This is a genomic window from Flavobacterium psychrolimnae, from assembly GCF_003312425.1.
GTDB classification, from domain to species: domain Bacteria; phylum Bacteroidota; class Bacteroidia; order Flavobacteriales; family Flavobacteriaceae; genus Flavobacterium; species Flavobacterium psychrolimnae.
Map to the genome: position 1 here is coordinate 21,907 of NZ_QNUX01000003.1, position 24,708 is coordinate 46,614.

Annotated in this window: 26 protein-coding genes; 14 read left to right on the forward strand and 12 right to left on the reverse strand. The window is 33.8% G+C overall.

Annotation, left to right across the window (positions count from 1 at the left end; translation table 11 throughout):
• Window positions 1–37 precede the first annotated feature (37 nt).
• A complete protein-coding gene (locus DR980_RS04030) occupies window positions 38–751 on the reverse strand; it encodes a pyridoxine 5'-phosphate synthase (RefSeq protein WP_113633985.1) in 714 nt (237 codons plus the stop codon).
• A 113-nt stretch (window positions 752–864) separates the two neighbouring features.
• On the opposite strand from DR980_RS04030, the gene DR980_RS04035 reads away from it, so the two are divergent.
• The 8 genes from DR980_RS04035 to murI all read left to right on the forward strand — a co-directional run bounded on the left by DR980_RS04035 (window position 865) and on the right by murI (window position 9,203).
• Window positions 865–1,524, forward strand: a complete 660-nt coding sequence (locus DR980_RS04035) for a CBS domain-containing protein (RefSeq protein WP_113633986.1) — start codon at window positions 865–867, stop codon at window positions 1,522–1,524.
• A gap of 84 nt (window positions 1,525–1,608) precedes the next feature.
• Complete coding sequence (locus tag DR980_RS04040; RefSeq protein WP_113634210.1) at window positions 1,609–2,493, forward strand: NAD kinase; 885 nt, start codon at window positions 1,609–1,611, stop codon at window positions 2,491–2,493.
• A gap of 168 nt (window positions 2,494–2,661) precedes the next feature.
• Window positions 2,662–3,336, forward strand: coding sequence for a type IX secretion system protein PorG (porG, locus tag DR980_RS04045; protein WP_113633987.1), 675 nt, complete (start codon window positions 2,662–2,664; stop codon window positions 3,334–3,336).
• A gap of 4 nt (window positions 3,337–3,340) precedes the next feature.
• Window positions 3,341–4,081 carry an isoprenyl transferase gene (locus DR980_RS04050; RefSeq protein ID WP_113634211.1) on the forward strand — a complete coding sequence of 247 codons (741 nt, stop codon included), beginning with the start codon at window positions 3,341–3,343 and terminating at the stop codon, window positions 4,079–4,081.
• Window positions 4,014–6,743 carry a BamA/OMP85 family outer membrane protein gene (locus DR980_RS04055; protein WP_113633988.1) on the forward strand — a complete coding sequence of 910 codons (2,730 nt, stop codon included), beginning with the start codon at window positions 4,014–4,016 and terminating at the stop codon, window positions 6,741–6,743. The genes DR980_RS04050 and DR980_RS04055 overlap by 68 nt, the downstream gene beginning before the upstream one ends.
• A gap of 35 nt (window positions 6,744–6,778) precedes the next feature.
• Complete coding sequence (locus DR980_RS04060; RefSeq protein ID WP_113633989.1) at window positions 6,779–7,789, forward strand: OmpH family outer membrane protein; 1,011 nt, start codon at window positions 6,779–6,781, stop codon at window positions 7,787–7,789.
• Between the two features lie 21 nt (window positions 7,790–7,810).
• Window positions 7,811–8,311, forward strand: coding sequence for an OmpH family outer membrane protein (locus tag DR980_RS04065; RefSeq protein ID WP_113633990.1), 501 nt, complete (start codon window positions 7,811–7,813; stop codon window positions 8,309–8,311).
• 112 nt (window positions 8,312–8,423) lie between these two features.
• Entirely contained in the window at window positions 8,424–9,203 is a 780-nt protein-coding gene (gene murI, locus DR980_RS04070) for a glutamate racemase (protein WP_113633991.1), read from the forward strand.
• A 10-nt stretch (window positions 9,204–9,213) separates the two neighbouring features.
• Here murI and DR980_RS04075 read toward each other — a convergent pair whose 3' ends face one another.
• Both DR980_RS04075 and DR980_RS04080 read right to left on the reverse strand, forming a co-directional pair.
• The gene (locus DR980_RS04075; protein ID WP_113633992.1) at window positions 9,214–9,732 is read right to left on the reverse strand and encodes a gamma carbonic anhydrase family protein; all 519 of its coding nucleotides are present in this window, start codon (window positions 9,730–9,732) and stop codon (window positions 9,214–9,216) included.
• Between the two features lie 11 nt (window positions 9,733–9,743).
• Window positions 9,744–10,742, reverse strand: coding sequence for a PorP/SprF family type IX secretion system membrane protein (locus DR980_RS04080; RefSeq protein WP_113633993.1), 999 nt, complete (start codon window positions 10,740–10,742; stop codon window positions 9,744–9,746).
• A 167-nt stretch (window positions 10,743–10,909) separates the two neighbouring features.
• On the opposite strand from DR980_RS04080, the gene DR980_RS04085 reads away from it, so the two are divergent.
• The 5 genes from DR980_RS04085 (at window position 10,910) to DR980_RS04105 (ending at window position 15,970) form a co-directional block, all read left to right on the forward strand.
• Window positions 10,910–11,809 (forward strand): NifU family protein, encoded by a 900-nt coding sequence (locus DR980_RS04085; RefSeq protein ID WP_113633994.1) that lies wholly within the window; start codon window positions 10,910–10,912, stop codon window positions 11,807–11,809.
• A 116-nt stretch (window positions 11,810–11,925) separates the two neighbouring features.
• Window positions 11,926–12,126: a dodecin family protein gene (locus tag DR980_RS04090; RefSeq protein WP_091165677.1), complete on the forward strand. Its 201-nt coding sequence runs from the start codon at window positions 11,926–11,928 to the stop codon at window positions 12,124–12,126.
• Between the two features lie 145 nt (window positions 12,127–12,271).
• The gene (locus DR980_RS04095; RefSeq protein WP_113633995.1) at window positions 12,272–14,290 is read left to right on the forward strand and encodes a thioredoxin domain-containing protein; all 2,019 of its coding nucleotides are present in this window, start codon (window positions 12,272–12,274) and stop codon (window positions 14,288–14,290) included.
• A 49-nt stretch (window positions 14,291–14,339) separates the two neighbouring features.
• Window positions 14,340–15,044 carry a hypothetical protein gene (locus DR980_RS04100; protein ID WP_208630788.1) on the forward strand — a complete coding sequence of 235 codons (705 nt, stop codon included), beginning with the start codon at window positions 14,340–14,342 and terminating at the stop codon, window positions 15,042–15,044.
• Between the two features lie 80 nt (window positions 15,045–15,124).
• Window positions 15,125–15,970, forward strand: a complete 846-nt coding sequence (locus tag DR980_RS04105; protein WP_113633996.1) for a mechanosensitive ion channel family protein — start codon at window positions 15,125–15,127, stop codon at window positions 15,968–15,970.
• Window positions 15,971–15,990: 20 nt separating this feature from the next.
• On the opposite strand, the gene tsaB is transcribed toward DR980_RS04105, so the two are convergent.
• The 3 genes from tsaB to DR980_RS04120 form a co-directional block, all read right to left on the reverse strand.
• Entirely contained in the window at window positions 15,991–16,659 is a 669-nt protein-coding gene (gene tsaB, locus DR980_RS04110) for a tRNA (adenosine(37)-N6)-threonylcarbamoyltransferase complex dimerization subunit type 1 TsaB (protein ID WP_113633997.1), read from the reverse strand.
• Between the two features lie 83 nt (window positions 16,660–16,742).
• Window positions 16,743–18,047, reverse strand: coding sequence for an efflux RND transporter periplasmic adaptor subunit (locus DR980_RS04115; protein ID WP_113633998.1), 1,305 nt, complete (start codon window positions 18,045–18,047; stop codon window positions 16,743–16,745).
• A gap of 6 nt (window positions 18,048–18,053) precedes the next feature.
• Complete coding sequence (locus DR980_RS04120; protein ID WP_113633999.1) at window positions 18,054–19,424, reverse strand: TolC family protein; 1,371 nt, start codon at window positions 19,422–19,424, stop codon at window positions 18,054–18,056.
• A gap of 193 nt (window positions 19,425–19,617) precedes the next feature.
• Between DR980_RS04120 and DR980_RS04125 the strand changes: the two genes are divergently transcribed.
• Window positions 19,618–21,027: a DUF4403 family protein gene (locus DR980_RS04125; protein WP_113634000.1), complete on the forward strand. Its 1,410-nt coding sequence runs from the start codon at window positions 19,618–19,620 to the stop codon at window positions 21,025–21,027.
• Window positions 21,028–21,120: 93 nt separating this feature from the next.
• Here the strand turns inward: DR980_RS04125 and DR980_RS04130 are convergent, their stop codons facing one another.
• From DR980_RS04130 to DR980_RS04155, 6 genes are all read right to left on the reverse strand, one after another.
• Complete coding sequence (locus DR980_RS04130; RefSeq protein WP_113634212.1) at window positions 21,121–21,363, reverse strand: hypothetical protein; 243 nt, start codon at window positions 21,361–21,363, stop codon at window positions 21,121–21,123.
• Window positions 21,364–21,379: 16 nt separating this feature from the next.
• The gene (locus tag DR980_RS04135) at window positions 21,380–21,922 is read right to left on the reverse strand and encodes a DUF420 domain-containing protein (RefSeq protein WP_113634001.1); all 543 of its coding nucleotides are present in this window, start codon (window positions 21,920–21,922) and stop codon (window positions 21,380–21,382) included.
• A gap of 3 nt (window positions 21,923–21,925) precedes the next feature.
• A complete protein-coding gene (locus tag DR980_RS04140; RefSeq protein WP_113634002.1) occupies window positions 21,926–22,612 on the reverse strand; it encodes an SCO family protein in 687 nt (228 codons plus the stop codon).
• Between the two features lie 6 nt (window positions 22,613–22,618).
• On the reverse strand, window positions 22,619–23,260 hold the full coding sequence (locus DR980_RS04145; RefSeq protein WP_113634003.1) for a hypothetical protein: 642 nt from the start codon (window positions 23,258–23,260) through the stop codon (window positions 22,619–22,621).
• A gap of 74 nt (window positions 23,261–23,334) precedes the next feature.
• Entirely contained in the window at window positions 23,335–23,685 is a 351-nt protein-coding gene (locus tag DR980_RS04150; protein WP_113634004.1) for a cytochrome C oxidase subunit IV family protein, read from the reverse strand.
• Window positions 23,686–23,704: 19 nt separating this feature from the next.
• The gene (locus DR980_RS04155; protein ID WP_113634005.1) at window positions 23,705–24,682 is read right to left on the reverse strand and encodes a cytochrome c oxidase subunit 3; all 978 of its coding nucleotides are present in this window, start codon (window positions 24,680–24,682) and stop codon (window positions 23,705–23,707) included.
• Between the last annotated feature and the right edge of the window lie 26 nt (window positions 24,683–24,708).

Below are 24,708 nucleotides of genomic sequence, written 5' to 3' on the forward strand. Positions count from 1 at the left end.
CACTTAATCTATCTTAATTTCTTAATGGTTAAAAAAACTATTTTAATTTTTGCAAATACATATTCACCACATTATCTAATCCTAGATAAATGGCTTCAGAAATTAACGCATGACCAATAGAAACTTCCAGCAATCCCGGAATGTTTTGTTTAAAAAACTGAATATTATCCAAACTTAAATCGTGACCTGCATTGATTCCTAATCCAAGTTCATTCGCTAAAATAGCAGATTCTGTGTACGGCAAAATTCCGTTTTGATTCCCTAAGCTGTATTGATGAGCAAATGCTTCGGTGTACAATTCGATTCTTTCGGTTCCAATTCTCTTGGCACCTTCAATCATTTCCAGAACAGGATCAACAAAAATGGAAGTTCTGATTCCGTTTCGTTGAAATTCCTGAACGATTTCGGTTAAATAAGAAGCATGTTTTATAGTATCCCAACCCGCATTTGAGGTTATAGCATCTATTGCATCAGGAACCAAAGTCACTTGTGTTGGTTTTATTTCCAGGACAAGATCTATAAACGTTTGCTCTGGATTTCCTTCAATATTATATTCGGTGTAAACGACAGCCTTTAAATCGCGGGCATCTTGATAGCGAATGTGGCGCTCGTCCGGACGTGGATGTATGGTTATTCCTTCGGCTCCAAACTTTTGAATGTCGGCAGCCACTTTTAATAAATCGGGAACATTACCGCCACGAGCATTTCGCAAAGTAGCTATTTTATTGATGTTTACACTTAATTTTGTCATTAGAACACTTTTTGATTTTGATACTTGTATTTGTCAGGACAAAAATACAAAGTAAAACTTAGGAGATTTTGCTTATTTTTGATTATTTTGCATGAAATATTGCCGATTGATTTATGACAGAAATTACAGAATATATTACCAATGATTTTAAAGCGATTGACAGCCATGATTCTATTGCGGCCGTTCAAGACTTTTTTAGCGACTTACACTTTTCCCATTTTCCAATTGTAGAAGAGGGCGTTTATATTGGCAGTATTGCATCGGAAGATATTGAAACCTTTGACAGCGACAAGGAAATAGCCGATTACCGCTTTACGCTCGAGGGATTTTTTGCCAGAACAAATACGATTTGGCTGGATGTTTTAGAAGTTTTCGCAAAAAACCATACTAATTTAGTTCCTGTTTTAGACGAAAACAATACTTATGTAGGCTATTATGAAATAGAAGACATCATGAAGTTTTTTCATGAAACACCCTTTTTAAAAGAACCAGGCGGAATCATTGTTGTCAGAAAACCAATTTTAGATTATTCGATGAGTCAGATTACTCAAATTGTCGAAAGCAATAACGGCAAGCTATTGGGGTTATTCATTTCGGAGGCCGATGTGGACAGTGTGGAAGTAACCATGAAAATAACATTGGGAGCAATGAACGAAATAATCCAGACTTTTAGAAGGTACAGTTATGAAATCATTTCAGAACATCAAGAAGACAATTATATTAATAACTTAAAGGAAAGGTCTGATTATTTAGACAAATACCTGAACATATAACCGCTTATTCGGAGATTTGATGATTTGGTTATTACAACCACCATCTCAAACAACCCAATAATCAAATTAACGATTAAAAAAAAGATGAAAGTAGCGATCTACGGTCAATATTATCAAAACAGTACAGAACCTATTATAAACGACATCTTTGTTTTTTTCAACAAAAACAATGTAGAGATGATTATCGAGTCTCATTTTTTGTTGATGCTTAATGAAAGGAAGATTGTTGAAAACAAATACAAAACTTTCACTTCCCATACGGAACTAGACTCCAGTTTTGACATGCTAATCAGCATTGGCGGAGACGGAACAATACTTAGAGCCGCAACATTAGTAAGAGATTCAGGTATTCCCATATTAGGTATAAATGCAGGAAGACTTGGTTTTCTGGCAACCGTTCAAAAAGAGAATATAGCTGAATTTATGCAATTTGTGATTGACAAAAAATATTCGATTTCCAAAAGAGCATTACTAAGCTTGACCTGTTTTCCAGCCAATGAATCGATTGACGAAATCAATTTTGCGATGAATGAAATTACGGTTAGCCGAAAAGACACCACATCGATGATTACAATTGATACCTATTTAAATGATGAATTTTTGAATTCCTATTGGGCTGACGGTTTAATTATTTCAACGCCAACTGGATCTACAGGTTATTCCTTGAGTTGCGGTGGTCCAATTTTGACACCGGATGTAAAAAGTTTAGTCATTACTCCTATTGCACCGCATAATCTTACCGCCAGACCGCTTGTTGTTCCGGATGAAACTGAAATCAGATTGAAAGTTTCGGGACGAGAGGAAAATTACTTGGTTTCACTAGACTCAAGAGTCACTTCTGTGAAAAACGAATCAATTCTGACTTTAAAGAAAACGCCATTTCAAATTAACATGGTTGAAATTCCCGAAGAAACCTTTTTGAAAACACTCCGAAGCAAATTACTTTGGGGACAAGACAAGCGGAATTAAATCATTTTATCCACGCGCTATACGATTTTATCGATTTTCCCCGTTTTAATGAAACAAATACTTATTTAGTGTTAGTTTCCACTCTAATTATTAAAAAAACACACATTTAACGGAATGGGTATTGTATCGAATTGATAATTATTATATTTGCACGCAATTTTTGATTTAATGAACAAGATCTATTATTTACTTTTTTGTTTTTTTCCTTTGATGATGGCTCAAGCCCAAATCCATGAGGTCGGAGTTTTTCTAGGCGGAAGCAACTACATTGGTGATATAGGTCCAACAACTTATATTGCGCCAAACGAGCCTGCTTTTGGATTGTTGTATAAATGGAATAAAAGCCCGAGACACTCTTATCGATTTTCCTACACTCAATCTGACATTACATCAAATGATTTAGATTCAGAAGAAGCGAGTAGAAACCAAAGAGGGTATCTTTTTGAAAACAACTTAAAAGAAGTATCTTTAGGTCTTGAATTCAACTTTTTCGATTTTAATCTTCATGAATTGAGCACTAAAATCACTCCTTATGTTTTTTCTGGTGTAAATTATTTTTCAGGTAAATATACCTTAACCAATACCAAAACAGATATATCCGTGGAGGGCAGAACAGAAAGAAGAAAATCAATCGCAATACCAATGGTAGTGGGAATCAAGTCAAACATAACACCACGTTTCGTTTTGGCAGTAGAAACCGGAGCCAGATATACATTGACCGATAATATAGACGGAAGTTTTAATCAACAATTTGGAAATATAAATAATAATGATTGGTATGTTTTTTCAGGAGTTACCTTAACCTATACTTTTGGAGAAAAACCCTGTTATTGCGCAGAATAAAAAAATGAATTTACTAGAGCATATCGACGCGACAAGATTACCCAAACACTTAGCTATCATCATGGATGGCAATGGACGTTGGGCAAAGCAGCAAGGACTTTTACGAGCTTTGGGACATGAAAGCGGGACAAAATCAGTGAAAGTAATCATAGAAGCCAGTGCTAAATTAGGTATTGAATTCCTTACGCTTTACGCTTTCTCCACTGAAAATTGGAACAGGCCAAAACTAGAGGTCGAGACCTTAATGAAAGTGCTTATCAACTCCTTGAAAAAGGAACTTACCACCTTACAAAAAAACAACATCAAGCTTAATGCTATTGGCAATTTGGAAAAATTACCAAAATCCGCACAAAAAGAGCTTCTTGATGTAATAGATAAAACTAAAGATAACATGCAAATGACTCTGACATTGGCGTTAAGCTACGGATCCAGAGAGGAACTTGTCAGTGCGGTTAAAAACATTTGCAGTAAAGTTAAAAATAATATAATTTCAATAGACAGTATTGACGATTCCATTATTAATGAGCATCTTTACACGCAAAATTTACCTGACGTAGATTTACTAATACGAACAAGTGGAGAACATAGGATAAGTAACTTTTTGTTGTGGCAGATCGCCTATTCAGAATTGTATTTTACTGACATATTGTGGCCAGACTTTAAAGAACAAGATTTATATGAGGCTATCATTAGTTATCAAAAAAGAGAACGTAGATTTGGAAAAACAAGTGAACAAATTAAATAATTTTTTAGTGTTAAATAAAAGCATAAAAATAGTCCTTACCGTTTTGATTTTTGGAAGTTTTACACAAGTTAAAGCTCAAGAAAGAGTTCCTTTTGATCAAGGTAAAAAATACATTCTTGCCGATGTAGCCGTAGTGGGAGATATCAGTTTTAATTCGCAAACCGTTGTCACTTTTTCTGGTTTGCAAAAAGGACAAGAAATAACTGTTCCAGGCGAGGAAATTAGTGCTGCTATAAAAAAATTAGGTAAATTAGGTCTCTTTGATGAAATCTCTTTTTATGTAAATAAAATACAGAATGATAGTATTTATCTTGACTTAAACATTATCGAATTACCTAAATTAAACGAGGTTAAATTTGTAGGAGTTAAGAAAACAAAAACGGAAGGTTTAATTAAAGACAACTCGTTGAATAAAGGAAAAGTAGTTAATGAAAACTTGATTACGACTACCAAAAACTACATTGAAAATAAATACAAAAAAGACGGTTACTACAACACTAAAGTAAATATTAACACCGTCAAAGACACTGCTTCGGTAAACCAAGTCAATATGCTTGTTACTATTGACAAAGGCGATAAAGTAAAAATTCAGAGTATTGATTTTGCCGGAAACACAAAAATATCGGATAATACTTTGCGTAAAGCAATGAAAGATACGAAACAAAAGAAATTTACTCGTATTTTGAAAGCTTCTAAATTTATAAAAGATAAATACAAAACTGATTTAGAAAAAGTAATTGCATCTTACAAGGAAAAAGGATACAGAGACGCGAGAATAATTTCGGATTCTGTAACTTATGATAAGAATAAAAATGCGTTAAACATCAAAATTAATGTTGAAGAAGGGAATAAATACTATTTTGGAGACGTTAAGTTTTTAGGTAATACTGTTTATCCTGATCAATTTTTAAGCAGACTTTTAGGCGTTAAAAAAGGGGATACCTATAACGGTGTTCTTCTTGAAAAAAGAATTGCCGATAAGTCTAAACCGGACGCAGAAGACATTACCAATTTATACCAAAACAGCGGTTATTTATTTTCTAATGTAAATGCTGTTGAGGTTAAAACTGCAAACGATACCATAGATTTTGAAATACGAATTACGGAAGGTCCAATCGCTTATTTCAACAAAATTACAGTTACAGGAAATGACAAAACAAATGACCGTGTAATTTACCGTGAATTAAGAACAAAACCGGGAGAGAAATACAGTAAAGAAGAATTAGTTAGAACTATTCGTGAAATTGGTCAATTAGGATTTTTTGATCCTGAGGCTATCAATCCAGCGTTCAAAAACGTTGATTCAGGAGCGGGAACTGTTGATATTGAATATCAATTGGTAGAGAAAGGATCGAGTCAAATTGAACTTCAAGGAGGTTATGGCGGAGGTGGTTTCATTGGTACACTTGGACTGTCTTTTAATAACTTTTCGGCAAGAAACATGTTCAACAAAGATGCTTACAAACCTTTACCAATGGGTGATGGTCAAAAAGTATCGTTACGTTTGCAGGCTAGTACGTTTTTTCAAACCTATAGCGTATCCTTTTCTGAACCATGGTTTGGCGGAAAAAAACCAGTACAATTCAGCTCTTCTATTTCATATAGCAAGCAGTTTTTAAATAACTTCATAACGCAGAGAGCGGACAAAACAAAAAGTTTTGATATCCTTACATTATCTGTAGGTTTAGCAAAAAGACTTACTGTTCCAGATGATTTCTTTGTATTATCACAATCCATCAGTTATCAGCATTACGCCTTAAATAACTATAATACAGGGTTATTTACATTTGGAAACGGAACTTCCAGAAACTTAGCGTACACCGTAGGACTTACAAGAAACAGTAAAGGATTGAATCCAATATTCCCTACTTATGGTTCAGAGTTCAGCCTTTCTGCAAAATTAACTCCACCTTACTCTTTACTTAATGGTGTAGACTATGGTACGTTAGGAGATCAAGAAGAGTACAAATTGAAGAATACGGTAGACAGACAAAATGTGCCGGATGCCAATGGAAATATTGTAAATATTGGAGATTATATCGACACGAATGGTAACAAGGTTACTAATTTTTCACAAGCGGCACCTGACGTAAGTAAAGTCGATCAAAAGCGATTCAATTGGTTAGAATATTATAAAGTTAAATTCAAAGCTGACACCTACACTAAAATTTATGGTAAATTAGTACTTAGAGCATTAGCTGAATTTGGTTTCTTAGGATCATACAATCAAGAAAGAGGAGCTGTTCCTTTTGAACGATTCTATCTTGGTGGTGATGGATTGGCTAACTTTTCAATGGATGGTAGAGAGACAATCCAGTTAAGAGGATATCCTAATAACTCGTTAACACCTGTTAATAGTGCTGGAGAACAAATTGGAGCCACAGTATTTAATAAGTTCTCGATGGAATTGCGTTACCCAATTACATTGAAATCATCAGCTTCAATATACGCCTTGGCCTTTATGGAAGCAGGATCATCATTTAGTGATTTTAAAAGCTACAATCCATTCGCTTTAAGTCGTTCTGCCGGGGTTGGATTACGTGTATTTATGCCTGCATTTGGTTTATTGGGAATTGATTTTGGACATGGATTTGACGCATTACCGGGACAAGCAAAAGCTAACGGATGGGAAACCCACTTTATCATTGGGCAACAATTCTAAAAAACTGCTTTACGATTTTCTAATATAGCATAGTTATGAGGAAACAATTTTTATATGTATTTTTAGCTTTAATTGCCATGCAAACAATTAACGCGCAGACTAGAGGAAATAAACTGGGCTACATTGATATGGAATACATTTTACAAAATGTTCCTGATTATACTGAAGCAAAAATTCAATTAGAGCAAAAAGCTCAAAAATGGAAATCGGAAATTGACGCTAAGAAAATTGAAATCAACAAATTAAAAGAAGCTTTAAAAGCAGAAAAAGCTTTGCTTACTAAAGAATTGATAGAAGAAAGAGAAACCGAAATCAGTTTCCTTGAAAATGAAAATTTAGAATACCAACAGAAACGTTTTGGTGCCAATGGAGATTTAATCATTCAAAAATCTGTTTTGGTAAAACCAATCCAAGACCAAGTTTTTACAGCAGTTCAAGATATTGCAGAACGATTGAAGTATGATTTCATATTTGATAAAACTTCCGACTTGACGATGCTTTTTGCAAACAAAAGATTTGACATCAGTGATCAGGTTTTACGCGTTTTGAACCGTACTGAAAAAAGGGAGCAACTGACCAAAAAACAGCAAAAAGAAGCGGAAGCAAGAGAAAGTAAAGAAGATGCATTAGATGACAATCCGGCTTTGGCTGAACGCCAAAAATTGTTAGACGATAAAAAAGCTGCAAGAGACAAAGTTCTAGAAGACCGAAAACTACTTCAAGAGCAAAAGAAAAAAGAATTTGACGACAAAAGAAAACAAATTCAAGCAGACAGGGAAGCTAAAAAAAATGGCACGGTTTCTGCAAATGTTAAAAAAGAAGACGCACCAACCAGTTCAACTGAAAATAATGAGGCTGCAACAATTGCAGATGATGTGAAACAAAAGCAAGCTGACGCGAGAGCCAAAACATTAGAAGACCGTAAAAAAGTCTTGGAGGACCGCAAAAAAGTTTTAGAAGAAAGAAGAAAAAAAATACTGGAAGACAGAGAAGCGCTGAAGAAAGCGAAAGAAGAAAAATTAAAAGAAAATACAAACAATAATTAATTACTTAATATTTTAAAAACGATGAAACAAATCAAAACTCTACTAATTGCTGCAATTTTAATGTTAGGAGCAAATCAAACAATGAATGCACAAGCAAAAACAGCTCATGTTGATGTAAGTGAAATTATGACAAAAATGCCAGCAATGTTAGATGCTCAAAAACAATTAGATAAATTGAGTACTACTTATGATGCTGATTACAAAAAAATGGTTGAAGAATACCAAGCAAAATTAAAAAAATACGAAGCTGAAGCTGCAACTGTTACTGAAGCTGTAAACGGAGATCGTTCTAAAGAAGTGCAGGATATGCAAAAAAGAATTGTTGATTTTAGAGACAATGCTCAAAAAGAATTACAACAAAAAGAATCTGATATCGTAAAACCATTAATGGAAAAAGTGAGAGCTTCTATCCAAAAAGTAGGTAAAGCAAAAGGATTCCAATATGTTCTTGATGGTTCTTCTCTTTTACTTGCTGATGGTCCAAACTTGACTATGGATGTAAAAAAAGATTTAGGTTTTTAAAAAAATCATTAATCGTACTAAAAACTGCTCAACCTAAGATAGGATTGAGCAGTTTTTTTTTGTTTAAAACAAATCATAGGAAATTTAAATCGTAGCATGTAACTTTGTTTTTATGAATAGCAATAATCAACCTATAGGAATCTTTGACTCAGGTATTGGAGGAACTTCCATTTGGTCTGCGATTCATCAATTGCTGCCAAATGAAAAAACAATATATCTCGCAGACAGTAAAAATGCGCCTTACGGACAAAAATCTAAAAAGGAAATTATTGAACTGAGCATGAAGAATACCGACTTCTTACTTGAGATGAACTGTAAATTAATAGTAGTGGCCTGCAATACCGCAACCACGAATGCGATTCAGGAATTAAGAGCAAAATATAATGTTCCTTTCATAGGAATAGAACCGGCTATAAAACCAGCAGTCACACATTCGAAAACACAGATTATAGGAATCTTGGCAACACAAGGAACGCTGAACAGTGAGCTTTTCAATAAAACCACTGAGAAGTACCAAGACACTAAAATAATTGAACAGGTAGGTCACGGATTAGTTCAGCTAATTGAAAATGGAGAAATCAATTCACCCGAAATAACTAAACTGCTTCACTCCTATTTACAGCCAATGATTGAAGCTAATATTGATTATTTAGTTTTAGGTTGCAGCCACTATCCCTATTTGATTCCGCAGATAAAAAAAATCCTTCCGGAACACATTCAAATTATAGATTCAGGGGAAGCTGTTGCTAAGCAAACACAAAATATACTTCGGGAAAAAGTAGGATTTGCGTCCGTTGAGGAGAAGCAACCTATTTTTTACACCAATACAAATCCTAAAGTTTTAAGTGAAATATTGGAAAATAAATATATGGTTTTACAGAAAGAATTCTAGAAAAACACAGCTACTCTTCCTCTTTAAACCAACTCGAATACATTACATAATTATTCGAAATACGTTCAATTTCTCCGGCAAAGTCAGATTGGTCGATGTCTTTCACCTTTTTGGCAGGAACTCCCGCCCAGATTGAGCCTGATGCTACCACTGTGTTTTGAGTAATAACAGCTCCGGCAGCAACAATCGAATTGCTTTCGATGACACAATTATCCATAACGATGGCTCCCATTCCTATTAGCACATTATCGTGAACAACACATCCATGTACAATGGCATTATGACCAATAGAAACATTATTTCCTATAATAGTTGGGTGTTTTTTGTAGGTGCAATGAATAACAGCTCCATCTTGAATGTTTACTTTATTTCCAATTTTGATGAAATTGACATCGCCACGAATTACTGCGTTAAACCAAACACTGCAATTTTCACCAAAAGAGACATCGCCTATAATAGTGGCATTTTCGGCAACATAACAGTCTTCAGGAATAGAAGGCGATTTGCCGTTAACAGATTTTATTAGCATGAGGATATGAATTAATTAATTGCCGGACAATTACAATCGTATTTTACAGGTTTGCAAAACAAATCGATTCCTAAAGTGATTTGGTGATAGCCACCATTATCAAACTTTACGGCTCCGGACAACTGAGAATAGGTATAAGCAAACATAAACTTATCAAAATTTACACCGACAATAGGTGTGATGTATTGTAGTTTTTGCTTGGAAATTGTATTTCCATTAATATATTCAGCACCATCAAAACTTCTTCGGTAGGACAATCCGCCCCAAACTCTTCCAAAATCTAGATTTTTGTATGCTTTCAAATTGATATCAATGGCTTTTTCATTTGTTTTTTCAACCATTTGAAATAAAACAGAAGGCTCCCATAATATTTTGTCTCGATTTCCAAAAATGTAACCTGCACTCAATAAATATTTCCTCAAATTATCACTTTCATATTCCGTATAAATATCTCTTCTTGTCTCTATGACATTTTTCACAGTTGCATGCGCATAAAAATCAAGGAAATTATACGAAGCACCAATATCAACATTAAAATAAGAATCCTTTTGCACCACAGTTCCATCAATAATTGGATCAAAATCACCGGATTGTCTAAATTCCGTTTCGTCCAATTGACTTTGAATCAAACCAGCACTCATACCAAAAGATAATTGGTTTAAGTCAATTTCATCTCTGGAAAACATTAGATGATAGGCATACGTAAATTTGACTCCTTTTTGGGAATGGTACCCGTTTTTATCATTAAATAGTATAATCCCAGCTCCAGCTTTTTCACCTACTCTTCCATTAAAACTTAATGTTTGCAATTCAGGTGCGTCCTTCTGATCGAACCATTGCTTACGACCGGTTAATCTTATTTTAGCACAATTTGCAGCACCAGCCATTGACGGATGTATCAGGTAATAATTATCAGATAAATAATCCGAATACACAGGAATTCCTTCTTGTGCAAAAGAATAATTTGTTATAAATAATAGTGCAGCTAGAATTTTAATTTTATGATACATTGAAATATTTTTTAGCAAAATGAATAATTCCAAATCAATATTAAGCTAGATAAAATAATGATTTCCCCAATTTAAAAATTAAACTAAAGTTAATTTATTCATTAAAAAATCAAATATAGTTATTCGTAGAAAATAACTTTAGTAAATTTGTGAAAATTTCAAAAGCCATGAACAAAGTTACTATAAAAGAAACACAAAACCCAACGATATTAAAGTTTGAATTTCAAGATTTTATCACTCAAAATGAAAGTTTTGAATTTAAAAATATTGACGAAGCAAAAACTTCTCCATTAGCGCAACAATTGTTTTATTTACCGTTTGTAAAAACAGTTTATATCTCCGGTAATTTTATCGCAATCGAAAAATACAGTATTGTAGAATGGGACGATGTAAAAGATGCCGTTGCAGAACAAATGGAAAAATTTGTAAACGATGGCGGAACAATTATCACTGTTGATGAAAATAAAACAAAAAAACAGCCTGTCACAGTTTATGGGGAAACTACTCCAAACCCTTCAGCATTAAAATTTGTCGTGAGTAAAATGCTGACTAAAAATGCGATTGAATTCAAAAATATTGATCAAACTGCTGCTTCACCTTTAGCCAAAGAACTTTTCAAATTTCCTTACGTAAAAGAAATTTTCATTGACGAAAACTACATTTCTGTAACTAAATATGAAATCAATGATTGGCAAGAAATCACTTTAGAACTTAGAAGTTTCATCAAACAATATATTGAAAACGGAGGAACTGTTTTAGATGAAAATTATGTTGCTGCAGTTACCGCAGAAGAAACTGTTAAGGCAAAAGAATTTGATAATCTGGATGTAACCTCACAACAAATCATCAATATTTTAGAAGAATATGTAAAACCTGCCGTACAAGCTGATGGTGGAAATATCGCCTTTGATTCATATAACGAAAATGACAAAACCGTAAAAGTGATTTTGCAAGGTGCCTGCAGCGGTTGTCCTTCTTCTACTTTTACATTAAAAAGCGGTATCGAAAACATGTTGAAAAGCATGCTGAATGACGAAAGCATCAAGGTTGAAGCAATAAACGCATAAACACACAGAACACTATTTACTTGAAAATCTTTATGTTACATGAAATATTTATCTTTTTTAAATGTTCTATTTAAAAAAAATTGGTAAATTTATGTTTCACTTAACAAATAGAAATCATGTCAATATTAAAAGTAATTGAAATACTTTCAAGCTCAGAAATTAGCTGGGAAGATGCAGCTCGAAAAGGAGTTGCTAAGGCGTCAAAATCCGTAAAACACATCCGTTCTGTCTATATTCATGAACAAAGTGCAACAGTAAGCGATGGCGCCATTACAGAATTTCGAGTGAATCTCAAATTGACTTTCGAACTCGAATAAAGAACTTAACAAAAAAATCAAAGCGTTTCATTCGAGACGCTTTTTTTTAGAAGCTATTTCCCGCCATCCGTTGCAATCTTTCCTGCCCTGAAAAAGCTCAGGACCAGAAAGGATTTCCACTACTACCGGGGCTAAAAACGACCCTATGAACGAACTAAATTTAGAAACCAGCCCATACCTATTGCAACACGCCGGAAATCCTGTAGAATGGAAAGCGTGGAATCCAAAATCATTGGCAACAGCTAAGGAAAACAATAAACTTATCATCATAAGTATTGGTTATTCCGCATGTCATTGGTGTCATGTAATGGAACACGAAAGCTTTGAAAATCAAGAAGTCGCTCAGGTAATGAATACACATTTTACACCCATAAAAGTCGATCGGGAAGAACGTCCAGATGTTGATGCTGTTTACATGAAAGCTATTCAAATCATGACCGGTCGCGGCGGATGGCCTCTGAACATAGTGACGCTTCCTGATGGAAGACCCGTTTGGGGCGGCACCTATTTAAAAAAAGAAGAATGGATAGAATCTCTGAACCAATTACAGGAACTCTATCAATCTACCCCTGAAAAGATGATTGATTATGCCGAAAAATTACATCAGGGAATCCAAGAAATTGGATTTATTAAAAACGACAACCCAGAAACGGAAGTAAACCAAAATGTACTGAAATTCTTAGTCGAAAAATGGAAAAAAAGTTTCGACATGGAATTTGGCGGCATCGCCAGAGCACCAAAATTTATGATGCCTAATAATTACCAATTTCTGTTGCGTTATGGCTATCAAACAAAAGACACTGATTTGCTGGATTTCGTAAATCTTACATTAACAAAAATGGCGTATGGTGGCCTTTTTGACACTGTTGATGGTGGTTTTTCGCGTTATTCCGTAGATATGAAATGGCATATTCCTCATTTCGAAAAAATGTTGTACGATAACGGACAATTGGTTTCTTTATACAGTGACGCCTATAAATTAACCAAAAATCCATTGTACAAAGAAGTGATAGAAAAAACGCTTCATTTTATCGAGAAAGAATTAATGAATCCGGAAGGCGGCTTTTATTCAGCGCTTGATGCAGATAGTTTAAACTCTGACAATCAGCTTCAGGAAGGCGCCTTTTATGTCTGGAAAATTCCAGAATTAAAGGCAATTTTAAAAGAAGATTTTGATTTATTCAGTCAACTATTCAATTGTAATAGTTTTGGATTGTGGGAAGAAGAAAACTATGTTTTAATTCAAAACCAAACTTTAGAAAGTATTGCAGAGGAAAATAAGATTCCCGTTTCAGAACTTCAAACTAAAAAAGTATTTTGGGAAAATTTGCTTTATAACGAAAGAGAAAAACGACCAAAACCAAGACTCGACGACAAATGTCTAACTTCTTGGAATGCGATAATGCTAAAAGGATATGTTGATGCATACAAGGCTTTGGGAAACCAAAAATATTTAGATATCGCACTACAAAATGCCCATTTTATAATCAAAAATCTCTGGACAAGCGATGGAAATTTATTCCACAATTATAAAAACGGAAAAAGCAGCATCAATGGATATCTGGAGGATTATTGTTTCGTGATTGCAGCTTTCATTTCCCTTTATGAAGCAACTTTGAACGAAAAATGGCTTCACGATGCGAAACGACTTATGGACTATAGTCTGGACCATTTTTATGACGATAAAAAATCCTTATTTGCTTTTACGTCAAATCTAGATGAAGCGTTAATCACAACGCATTACGAAACCGAAGACAATGTGATTCCGGCTTCAAATTCAGTGATGGCAAAAAACATATTGCAACTGAGTATCTATTTCAATAATTCGTATTATGAGCAAGTCAGTCATCAAATGCTGCTGGCTATACTACCTGGAATTGATTATCCATCAGCTTTCTCAAATTGGATGGATTTGGCATTAAATCACTCGGAACAAAACAAAGAATTAGCCGTTTGTGGTGAACTGGCTTTGGAGTATTGTACAAAAATAAACAATCTTTATATTCCTAATATTGTATTGGCTGGATCACAGAAAAAATCAACACTTCCGTTTTTAGATTCTCGTTATTCAAACCAAGAAACACTGTTTTATCTCTGTAAAAATAAGACCTGTCTCATGCCAAATACTGATTATCAACAAATTATTAATGATTTAATAAAGTAATCTTAGAAAAAAATGATTACTATTGTAAGACTAATCAAATAAAAAAACCATGGGACTATCTTCATTTTTTAAAAAATTATTTGGCTCAGCCAAAGAAACAGCCAGCGAATTAGCGGACAAAGCAGAAACAACTTTTGAAGAAGCAAAAGAAACTGCAGCGCCATATCTTGAAAAAGCAGAGAATTTCGCAGAAGAAACATTTGAAAAAGCAAAAGAAACCGCAGCTCCTTATCTTGAAAAAGCAGAAGTTTTTGCCGAAGATACTTTTGATAAAATAAAAGAAACGGCTGCCCCAATAATCGAAAAAGTAGAAAATTTTACTGGTCATGCTAAAGAAACTACCGGTGAATATTCCGAAAAAGCAACAAACGTTTTAGAAAACACAATTGAAAGTGTCAAAGAAAAATCAGACACAACAGTTGAAAAAGTAGAAGATTTAGCCAGCGAAGCCAAAACTGCCGTTTCAGACACAGTAGAAACCGTAAAAGAAAAATCAGAAACAACAGCTGAAAAAGTAGAAGATTTAGCTAGTGAAGCCAAAACTGCCGTTTCAGATACTGTAGAAACCGTAAAAGAAAATGTAGAAATAACAGCTGACAAAGCGGAAGATTTAGCCAGCGAAGCTAAAACAAAAGCTACAGATATTGTTAAAAATGTTGCTGAAAGAACAAATTCACTTGTTGACGATAGCGATGAAGAAGCAAAGCAAATTGCCAAAGAAACCATAAATAAAATAGAAGAAGACGCGGATTAATTTATAGAAAAATAATTTATTCGTATTTTTGTGCTTCAAACTTAACCTTCTCCTTTGAGAAGGTTTTTTATTTAAAAAAAATGAATTTAAATCCAGAGCAAATTACTGATTACGCGAATACTTTTATCAAAGTTTTAATTGACTATTCCCCAAGATTAATTTCTGCATTCATAATTCTTTTTGCAGGTCTTTATATCATCAGGCTTATCAACAGGTTCATCCGAAGAATAATGGTAAAACGGAATCTAGATCCTACACTGACCCGTTTTCTGGCTGATATTTTACTTTGGGTTTTGAGAATAATTTTATTTGTTTCCTTTATTTCCAAACTGGGGATTGAAACATCGTCATTTGTGGCCATTCTTGGTGCAATGGGACTCGCAGTAGGTTTATCACTGCAAGGTTCATTATCTAATTTTGCAGGCGGAATGTTAATTATCCTTTTTAAACCTTTTCGGGTGAGTGATACTATCGAAGCACAAGGCGTTATAGGAACTGTGAGTGAAATACAAATTTTTGTAACCAAATTAGTTACGGCTAACAATCAAACTATTTTTATACCAAATGGCTCCCTTTCTAACGGAAACATCATCAATTATTCACTTGAAAAAATTAGAAGAGCTGATTTGACCGTTGCTATCTCTTATGACACAAATATTAAAGAGGCTAAAGACATTATTACTACCGTTTTAAAGAATAATCCAAAAATATTAGAAACACCAGCTGCAGAAGTATCTGTAAAAAACCTTACTGATAGTGCCATACAAATTGCTGTAAGACCATGGGCAAAAAATGAGGATTTCTGGGGTGTTTATGCTGATACACTACAAAATTGCAAACAAGCTTTTGATGAGGCAGGAATTGTTATTCAGCCATTTGTTAAAGAATCTTCTAAAAAAAATAACCCAACTGAGCCGCTGGCATAATCGATACATTCAGCAATGCTCTATTTCTTTGGAGCGGTGATCATAAAATCTTTCAGATAATATGGTTCAAAATAAGCGACATCAACTGTGTCGCTTATTTTGAATTTTTCAAAACTTAGCGCACTCATTTCTTTGGCAGATGGATATACAATCTCTTCCAAAAAAACATGGTTTTCCTTTGTCAAAATCGACTTACATTTCTCGGCACAATCACCTATAAAATAAAGTGTTTCCTGTCTATCTTCAAATGAATTCTCATCGATAATCTGGGCAAGAACTTCTCGTTTTTTTTCTAAACTCGGACTAAAAATTGCACTGTACACTTCCATTCTTCGCGCATCAATCATAGGAATTATCAATCCACTCGAAATAGTAACTTGTGCCGCCAAAGCCTGTAAAGTGTCTACCGCAATTAGTGGAATATCTAGTGCATAACACAATCCTTTTGCTGCCGAAACGCCAATTCGCAACCCCGTGTACGAACCAGGACCTTGACTTACTGCAATCGCTGATAAATCTTGAAGAGCAATTCCGGCTTCTTCAATTATTGCTTCAATAAAAACATGAAGTCGTTCCGCATGTGAATATCCTTCTTCTGCAATTTCCTTACAAAGAATCGTTTTTCCATCTTTTGCAAGAGCGACAGAACAATTCTTGGTCGCCGTCTCAATGTTTAGTATATAACTCAATTTCAGAATTTATTTTAAATTAAAAATCACAATCACAAAATTAGATTTTATGATTGTGATTTCAAAATAGTTGCTAATATAGGTTACTTTTTACTTTCTCCTTTATCTTTATCTGTTTTTAGCATGACTTTGTCACCAGAATTCAAATCTTTAGTTACCGTTGAATAAGGTCCTGTAATAACCACATCTCCTTTTTTAAGACCGGTCAAAACCTCAATGTTAGTATCATCCTGAATTCCTGTTTTAATGACTCTGATTCTAGCTTTATCACCAACTTTTACAAATACACACTCGAATTTTTTATCGCTTTTAGGCGCTGCTCCTTTTTGCTCGTCTTTAGGATCAACTACAACAATGTCTTTTACAGCTGCAGTGTCTGATTTTATAACAACAGAACTAATTGGAACTGATAATACATTACTTTTTGTTTCGGTAATAATATCTACAGTCGCTGTCATTCCTGGTCTGAAAGGCGAATACGTATCTGGTTTTCCTTCCAATAAATCTTGGTAGGATTCCTTCAAAATTCTTACTTTAACTTTAAAATTAGTTACTTGATCAGCTGTCAAGGCAGAACTGGCTGAATTTGAAATACTGGTTACAGTTCCTTTAAATTGTTTTTTCAAATACGCATCAACTTCAACATTTGCTTCGTCTCCTACTTTAATTTTTACAATATCATTTTCATTGACATCCACTTCAACTTCCATATTGTTCAAGTTGGCTACCCTCAAAATTTCTGTTCCAGTCATTTGTTGTGTTCCCAAAACGCGTTCTCCTAATTCTACGTTTAACATAGAAATAGTTCCATCTGCAGGTGCATAAATTGTAGTTCGTCCTAAGTTATCTTTGGCTTCATTTACTGTTGCCGAAGCGCTTTGAACATTAAAATAAGCGTTTTGTTTTGCAGCTTTAGCTACTTCATAAGATGCAATTGCTTTATCCCAGTCGGCTTTTGAAATAATTCCTTTTTCAAATAAAGTTTTATTTCTGTCATAATTGGATTTTGATTCTTTGAAAGAAGCATCTGCTTGGCTCAAATTTGCTCTTGTTCCAGATAAGTTTGAAACCGAACGATTGTAACCTGAAGTATATAAATCCGGATTTATTTTAACCAATAAATCTCCTTTTTTTACTACTTGACCTTCTTTTACATTTAAAGAAATAATCTCTCCAGAAACTTCAGATGAAATTTTCACTTCAATTTCCGGTTGAATCTTTCCTGTTGCAGAAACCGTTTCAACGATTGTAGATGGTATAACTTGGGCTATTTCAACTTCAGTTCCTTTATCTTTATTACCGATAACGCCAGATTTTGAAAGTATTACTAGAGCCGCAATAATTACAACAGCTCCACCTATTAGAATATAAATTGTTTTTTTAGACATAATAAATTAGTTTTTGATAAGAGGAATTCCAAAATAGAATTCTAAGATTTTGATTTTGAAAATATAATCGTACTTGGTTCTGATAACTTCTGATTGTGCATTGGTCAATAAGGTTTGTGATTGGTTGAAATCAAATGAGTTCATCAAACCTACATCATACCTTTCTTTTGCATAATTATACGCTCCTTGTCTGGCTTCAAGTGCAACAACTGATGATTCATAAGCGTTAAGTGCACCTTTTGCATCTGTAAATGCAGTAAAAACATTTCTTTGCAAATCCAAATCTTGTTGCTCAACAGCAATTTTTGATCGTTCTAAACTCACTTTGGAACGCTCTACATTGTTTCTAACTGAAAACCCATTAAATATTGGAATCGATAATTGTGCTCCAAAAGATTGTCCTTTATTATCGCTAAACTGATTGAAAAATGGAGCTGAATTTCTCGTGCCAATTATGTTTCCCTTGTCATCAAAAACAGGAACATCAGCATATGAAACTCTGCTATTAAAGCTGTAGAAACCCTGCAAAGTAGGCTGAAAAGCTCCTTTTGCAATTTCCACATCTTTTTGTGCAATCTCTAAATTAGTTCGGGCAATTTTCAATTCTGTTCTGCCTTCTACCGCTTTGTCATAAATAGCACTTGGAGTTTGTGCCATAATATTATTCTCATCCCTCATGTTAGTGTCATCCACAACATCAAAATTTTCAAAATCTTTTAGCTGTAGTAACTGCGCCAAACTTAATTTTGAGATTAATAAAGCATTGTCAGCAGCTATAACATTCTGATTATTTTGCGCTACTGTCGCTTTAATATCTAATAAATCTCCACGAGGAATAGATCCTGCATTGACTAATTCTTCTGAACGCGAATATTGCTTTTCATTGATTCCCAACTGCTCCTTTTGTACTTTTAAGTTTTCTTTGTTAAAAAGAACCTGCAAAAAAGCATTGGCAACATTCAAGGCAATATCTTCCTGCATTTTCAACAATTGATATTTGGCCGCTACTATCGAAAGATTGGCTTTACGAAGCGTATTCTGATTTTGCAAACCTTTATAAATATCAACACCTACATTAGCGCCAGCTGAAGTAAACTGGGTTGTTTGATTCCTCAATAAACCCGTGGTAATATCCTGGTTTAAACCAATATTCCAAGAATGGGAAGCACTGGCGTTAAGAGAAGGAAGAAAATTCCCGATAGCATCTTTTTTACCAATAAGTGCTGTTTTTGAATCCAATTCAGACTGTTTGATGGAAATATTATTTTGAATGGCGTATTTTACGCATTCTTCTAAGGTCCATACTTTTGATTGTGCTTGAGCTGTAACGCAACAAATCAGCATGACCATTAAACTAAGAAAACTTCTTTTTTCCATATATTTTTGAATAAAAGCGCAGCATAGCTGCAAACAAATTTAACTTTTTCTAATAAAAATCTATGAATTAATAAAAAATATTTTGTTCATAAATCCGTTATAAAACAATTAGACTTTAGAAATTAGCATTTGTTACAAAAATTCATAAAAAAAGAATAGTTTTGTTAATTTTGATTTTTTAAATAAAACAATAATGCTGAAATTCTCTTCCAAACTACTTATAATCTGTTCGATTTTATTGGTTTCAAGCTGCGCTACTACTAATAAAATAGATGCATTGAAACCAGAACCAGATGATGCAACCCCTTTGATTTATGAAAACACTCCTTCATTTATCAATATGCCAATTAGCGTAAAACTAAAAGATATTGAGAACCAAACTAATGCATTGCTGAGCGGATTAATTTACGAAGACAACAGTATTGAAGACGACGACATCGAAATGAAGGTTTGGAAACTCGCTCCCATTACCATCAAAAATGATATTGGGGAAAAAGGAGAAAAAATTAAAACTATTTTACCTTTAAAGGCTATTGTCAAATATCGAATCGGCACTAAAAAATTGGGAATCGAAATGTACGATACCCGAGAATTTCATCTTGATGGAGTTGTGACTTTAGTAAGTGATGTTGCTTTGATAAATTGGAAACTAAACACAAAAACAGAATTAAAATCATTAGATTGGAATGAAAGTCCTACGATGACCGTTTTTGGAAAAAACGTTCCAGTTACTTATTTAATTAATCCTGCCGTAAAACTATTTAAATCAAAAATTGAAAAGAAAATTGATGATGCTATTGCAAAATCTATGGACTTTAAACCAAATGTTTTGGCGGCTCTAGAGAAAATTTGTGTTCCTTTTCTAATGAATGACACTTACGAAAGCTGGCTTCGAATTGTTCCTATAGAAATTTATTCGACCAGTGCGAAACTGAAAAATGACACTTTTGTATTAGATATGGGAATGAAATGCAACATGGAAACCTTAATTGGAAAACAACCGGAATCTAAATTCAATGCAGCCAAAATTATTTTAAAACCCGTTACTAAAATTCCTGAAGACATTACGGCCAACATTGTTGCCATTTCCAGTTATCAGGAAGCATCAAAAATCATGACTAAGAATTTTGCCGGTCAAGAATTTGGTTCTGGCTCACAGAAAGTAAAAGTTCAAAATGTAGCAATTTGGCACAAAAAAGGAAAAATGATCATTGCTTTAGATGTTTTGGGTTCTGTAAATGGGACTATATATTTAGCCGGATTTCCCCAATATAACGAAAAAACTAAGGAAGTATTTTTTGATCAATTGGATTACGCTTTAGATACAAAAAACAAATTGATGCGAACTGCAAACTGGCTAGCCCAAGGTTTGGTGCTTAAAAAAATACAGCAAAGTTGTCGTTATTCTATAAAACCAAACCTCGAAGAAGGTCAAAAAAGCATGATGGCGTATTTGAAAAACTATTCTCCAATGCAAGGTGTTTTTGTAAATGGAAAGATGGAAGACATTCAATTTCAAAAAATCCAATTAACAAATCAGGCTATAATTGCCTTTATAAAAGTAAAAGGGACAGTGAACGTATCGGTAAACGGATTAAAATAGTCTGCAGTACTCCATATTTAGTCATCAGTGATCATGTACCGTAAACTAAAATACGCTTTAGTAAAATTGAAATAAATATCTTCTAAAAAAACCTTAGCTTGATTTTTTCTTTTTCATTCGATAAATAGCGTAACCAATTCCTGCAACCAAAATATAAGGAATCACCATTAGGTATACAATTCCGTCATTTACCGCTGCAGCTTGCGTTGCATTGCCTTCACTGGTTAATGCAGCGCGACACATGGCACATTGCGCATTTGCACTACCACTTAATAATCCAAAAACCATCAGAAAGGCATATATTACAACCTTGTCCACATTGTTTTTGACTGTCATTTTTGTATTCTTAGCTTTAATAAACATAGTAAGGTGAAATCATTAAATAAACAACTACTCCAGTTACGGCAACATACAACCAAATCGGGAAAGTGATTTTTGCAATCTTTTTATGCCTATCAAAATTTCCTGCTAATGCTCTCACATAGGTGATTAAAACCATAGGAATGATAGCCACTGACAAAACTATATGGGTAAACAAAATAAAGAAATAAATATATTTGATAGCTCCTTCTCCTCCGAATTTTGTAGAATCAGAAGTCATGTGATACGCAACATACATCACCAAAAAAGCAACAGACAAGGCAATTGCACCAGTCATTAATCTTTCGTGAAGTTTCCTTTTACCATTTTTAATTGCAATAACGGCAGCAATTAATAAAACAGCCGTAATTCCGTTAGTAGTAGCATAAATAGGAGGTAAAAAAGATAGAGGTTCTACATTGTATCCAAAATCTTTTAGTTTCACACCAAATAGTATCGCAACCGCAACTGGTATTATGATGGAAACTGCTATTATAAATTTATTGAATTTTTTTTCAAGAGAATTGTTTTCCATTTTTTATTCTTCTAATAAAATATTAATGTCTTGTTGTAAGTTTCTTACTCCCATTTTATCTAATCCGTCATAATATAAAATAGGGTTTCCAAATTCATCATTTCTGCAACGAATATTTCCATTTTTATCAATCAAGGCAAACAATCCTGAATGTTCAAAACCACCTGCAACTTTTTTATTTTCACCTGCGTAAAGATTAAATCCTTTATTAGCAAGATTAAATATGTAGGCTTTATCACCAGTCAAGAAATTCCAATTAGTAGATTTTACTCCAAGAAGATTGGCATGTTCTTTTAATACTTTTGCAGTATCATGTTCCGGATCGATAGTGATGGAGACAATTCCAAAATTACGATTTCCAAAAAACTTTTTCTCAATAAGAAGCATGCTTTCATTCATCTTCGGACAAATAGTAGGACAGGTAGTAAAAAAAAACTCCAATACATACACTTTCCCCTTATATGTTTCATTAGTTACCTTCTTATTATCTTGATTTATTAATTGAAATTTTGGAGCAGGACCAATTTTAATTAATTCCCCTTCTTCTGTAGTTGTTGGATTAACACTATCGAGCCTGTCGCCTTGAACCACCTTATCATTTTTAATTCTTTCTACAATTTTTGGAATTGCATAAATTCCAAAAATCAAAATAATAAAAGAGATACCTATGTATGATTTATTTTTAAACATAAACTACTATATTTTTCTGGTGGCGTTATTGTTCTTTTTAAGTGCAGCACGATATTCATATAGAATCACTTTGAAGTCATCAAGCATCTCGTTGCTCAACTCCGCTGGGTGAAATGTACTATATCCTTCTTTAGCATCTTTTACCAATTTTCTACCGCGAAGATTTCTCTTCTTATCGACAATATATACTTTTGGAGTTCCTAATTTATCGTCTAATTTCTCCACTAATTTTAATTGATCGTAATAGACCTTAATTTCATCAGGAGAAGCAAAAACAAAACGCCATTGCGCTACATCCGTAAAGGCTCCTAAAGCATCTACAACTTTTTTTGCGTCTTTTTCAGTTCCCGTTGGACAAATCATTACAAACTGCACATCTTTAAACTCGTGATATCTTTGATAAATCTTCTGATTCAAATTGAAAAGATTCCCTCTGTTTTTTAATAGCTCAGTACCCATAAACCCCAGAATAGTTACTTTCCCATTCAAAGTAACTTTTTGTCCGTCTAAAGATTGCCAATTCCCAAAATCAGCAGTATTAGGAGTTATTGTTGGTAATTTAGTAAACCCATTTACGCCAGAAGCAAAAAAAAGGTAGGCAACTATAGGCAAAATAAAAAGAACGAAAAGGACAATATTTTTTTTCATTGTAATGATACTTTTAAAGTACAAAAATAAAAAAAGGTACGCAATGCGTACCCTTTTATTGAATTAATATCTTGTTAAAAATTCCATTTAATAGTAGAATTTTTAAAAACCTCATAAATATAATCCCCTTCGGTCAAAAGAATAAAGAGAATATATAATATCAGAAAAATTAGGGGAAAAACAACTGCATTTCTTAAAGTACTTTTTTCTCCTTCCATGTGCATGAAAGCCCAAACAATATAATACGCTTTATAAATAGTAAGAGCGTAGAATATCCAGTTCAGTAAATTCATTCCCATAAGATTGTTCATGTGTAGCGCTTCAGGTTTTAAAATCCCTAAAATTACTTCTACAACTGTAACGGCAGACAATATTCCGAAAACTTTCCAGATTCTACCTATATTAGATACGTGTTCGTGTGACATGATAATTACTTTTTGAAAATTAAACTAGATAGAAAACTGTAAATACAAAAACCCAAACTAAATCGACAAAGTGCCAATAAAGACCAACTTTCTCTACCATTTCATAACTTTTTCTTTTTTCGTAAGTCCCAATTAATACATTAAAAAATATAATGATGTTTATCACAACTCCAGAAAAAACGTGAAATCCGTGGAATCCAGTAATAAAGAAAAAGAAATCAGCAAATAATTTACTACCGTATTCGTTTCTAACCAAGTTAGCACCTTCAACAACATAATGAGCTTGACTCAATCTTGCTTCAGATTCTGCTCTTGATAAAATTGTTTTCTGTTTTTCAGCAGTAACAACCTCAGTTCTGATTAAAAGTTCAGGATGAGCTTTGAAACCCGCTTGAACTTCTGCTACAGAGTACGATGGAAGAGTTGGTTCACTCATAAACCATTTTGCTTTGTTTCTTGTCAGTTGCTCTCTCTCCTCAGGCAAAGTTGCAGCAAAATCAGCTAAGGCTACACGCTTACCATCTTTATCAACAAACTGAAGTAAACTACCTCCTTTTGTTTCAATAGCACCATATTCTCCTTTGATGAAATTTTTCCATTCCCAAGCTTGAGACCCTACGAAAATCAAACCACCAATAATGGTTAAGAACATGTAGAGAACCACTTTGTTTTTTTTCATTTGATGACCTGCATCAACAGCCAAAACCATTGTTACTGATGAGAAAATCAAAATAAAAGTCATTAATGCCACATAATACATCGGAGCGGATACTCCATGCATAAACGGAAAGTGAGTAAACACTTCGTCAGCCAAAGGCCATGTTTCAATAAATTTAAATCGAGAAAAACCATACGCCGCTAGAAATCCAGAGAACGTTAAAGCATCTGATACGATAAAAAACCACATCATCAATTTGCCATAACTTGCTCCCATTGGCTCATTGCCGCCTCCCCAAGTTTTTTCTTCACTATTTGCAGTAGTAACTGTCGCTTCCATAAAAGTTATTCGTTAAAAAGTTCCCA